Below are 2577 nucleotides of genomic sequence, written 5' to 3'. Positions count from 1 at the left end.
AGCCGTAGCCGGGGTGGATGGCGTCCGCGCCGGAGTCGGCGGCGGCCTGCAGGACCTTGGCGATGTCCAGGTAGCTGGCGGCCGGGGTGTCACCGCCCAGAGCGAATGCCTCGTCGGCCGCGCGGACGTGCAGAGCGTCCCGGTCCGGATCGGCGTAGACGGCTACGCTGGCGATCCCGGCGTCCCGACACGCCCGGGCAACGCGGACAGCGATTTCGCCACGGTTGGCGATGAGCACCTTGCGCACGACGACTGCTCCTCAACTTGCGGGTGCTGAAGCGGAAAGATCGAGAGCGAAACGCCCTGTGGTTTGTACAGCTCCACCCTCGAAGCATCCTGGAGAGACCGTATCCAGCGTTACTCCGCAGTTGTCCACCGTCCGGTAAGCCAACGGGGAGTGCCGGGTACCGGATAGGCCCCAAGGCCCTTGCTGGGCAGGGGAGTCGGGGCGGACCATGGGTGAGTTCCGCCCCTGGCGGCGTTCCGGCGCGGGGAATTGCGGGAAATGCCTCAGAGGTTGACTTGGGCCCCGGCCGGTGATCCGGGGGATCGGTTGTCCGGTCGCGGGAATGCATTCCGGGTCGAGGCAGACCGGAATCCCCGAATTCCCCGTAGATGGCCGTGAACCGTCGGCAACTGCCAGTCGGGACCGTCGTGGCGGGCTGTCGCGTACGACACGGATCCCCGCCCGGAGGGGCCCGCTTCAGCCCGGGGAGGCCCGGGGAAGGCCCGGGGGACGGCCCGAGGGCAGCCGGGGGGCCGCCGCCTCCCCCGCACGGCCGCTGAAACAAACTTGTCGTACGGTTCCCCTGAACGCGGGCGCGGGCGACTTCACAATCCGCTGGCGATTTTGGGTGGATTGGCTCGCATATCATAGCTTTGACAAACCGGGATTCCGGTTTGTAATCTCCTCGGCACGTCAATACGGCGCGATGGTGCACAGGACTGGGGGAGTTATGCGCTTTCGGATGCTGGGCCCGCTGGAGGTGATGTCCGGTGGACGGCGGGTCCCTCTGGGGGGCGTCAAGCAGCGGGCCACGCTGGGCTTCCTGCTGCTCCACGCCAACCAGGTCGTCCCCACGAGCCGGCTGCTGGCGGCGCTCTGGCGCCCGGACAGCACCCCGCCGACGGCACGCAAGATCCTCCAGAACGCGGTGTGGGGCCTGCGCGGCATCCTCGGCGAGAGCGGCCCCGACGGCGCGGAGGCCGCGGAGGGTGCCGCCGAGCTGGTCACCCGGGCGCCCGGCTATCTGATCCGCACCGACCCGGACCGGATCGACCTGTACGTCTTCCGGCGCCAGGTCCGCGAGGGCCGGGCCGAACTCGTGGGCGGGCGGCCCGAGGCGGCCGTCGCGTCCCTCGGGGCGGCGCTCCGCCTCTGGCGCGGCCCGGCCCTCGCGGACCTCGCCGAGACCGGCGTCGTCTGGCCCGAGCTCACGGCCGTGCAGAACGCCCGGCGCGATGTCCTGGAGGACTACTTCGAGGCGCGGCTCGCGTGCGGCCAGCACTACGCGGTCCTCGGTGAGCTGGAGTCCGCCGTCGAGGCCGAGCCGCTGCGCGAGCGCAGTTCGGGTCAGCTGATGCTGGCGCTGTACCGCTGCGGGCGGCAGGCCCACGCACTGGCCGTCTACAACCGCCTGCGGGCCACCCTGGTGGAGAACCTCGGTCTGGAGCCCGGCCACGAGCTGCGCCGCCTCCAGCGCGCCATCCTCGCGCACGACCCGTCGCTGGACCTCGACCTCGCCCCGGCGGGCCCGGCCCCCGCGCGGCCGGCCGCCCTCGCGCCCGTCGCCGCCGCCGACCAGCCGTGCGAACGCGGTGACCGGCGCCGCGCGCTGACCGCCGTCCCCACCCACCGCAGGCACGGCCGGGCCCCGGAGCGTACGGCGTCGGCGCGCCCGGTGGCCGTGCCCCAGCAGGCTTCCGTACGGACGGAGGTGACGAGCCGTGAGGTGGTGAGCGTCCTCCTCGTCCGGGCCGGGATCGCCCCGGGCGGCAGCCCCGGCTCCGGCGGCGACCCCCGTTCCGGGCTCGACGAGGCGGCCGGCCAGGACGAGATGCTGGAGCGGGCCGACGCGGTCACGCGTGCCCGGATCGAGCACTTCGGCGGGCTGGTCGTCGGCTCCCTCGGACCGCTCTCGCTCGGCCTGTTCCAGGACGCGCGGGGCGGTGACGCGGCCCTGCGCGCGCTGCGGGCAGCCGCTGCCGTACGGGAGGCGGTCGCCCCCGGCCGGGGTCTGACCCTGCACGCGGCCGTGGCGACCGGCCGGGCGCTGGTCCGCTCCGCCCCCGGCGACTCCGGCGGCCCCGGCACCCCGCTGTCCGTCAACGGGGCTCTCCTGGACCTGTGTCAGCGGCTGCTCAACCGGGCCGGGCCCGGCGAGATCCTCCTCTGTGAGGACTCCCGGCTGGCCGCCGGGCCGCAGGTCTCCTACGGCCCTGCCGACGGCTCCCCGGGGCACTGGCGGCTGCGCGAGGTCTCCGCGCGGCCCGCCGCGCCCGGGGTGGCGACGGCCGCGTACCCCACGCCGTTCGCGCGCCCGCCCCGGCGGATCGGGGCCTGACCGACCCCGACCC

Annotated in this window: 2 protein-coding genes; one reads left to right on the top strand and one right to left on the bottom strand. The window is 74.2% G+C overall.

Annotation, left to right across the window (positions count from 1 at the left end; genetic code table 11):
• The coding region (locus ACJA3G_RS34860) for a biotin carboxylase N-terminal domain-containing protein (protein WP_406555134.1) at window positions 1-247 on the bottom strand (247 nt) is incomplete at its 3' end.
• 721 nt (window positions 248-968) lie between these two features.
• Here ACJA3G_RS34860 and ACJA3G_RS34855 point away from each other — a divergent pair.
• Window positions 969-2564, top strand: a complete 1596-nt coding sequence (locus ACJA3G_RS34855) for a BTAD domain-containing putative transcriptional regulator (RefSeq protein WP_406557036.1) — start codon at window positions 969-971, stop codon at window positions 2562-2564.
• The last annotated feature ends 13 nt before the right edge of the window (window positions 2565-2577 follow it).

This window comes from Streptomyces sp. YS-3 (genome assembly GCF_045257485.1).
Lineage (GTDB): Bacteria > Actinomycetota > Actinomycetes > Streptomycetales > Streptomycetaceae > Streptomyces.
This window is presented reverse-complemented; position numbering and strand designations above follow the sequence as displayed.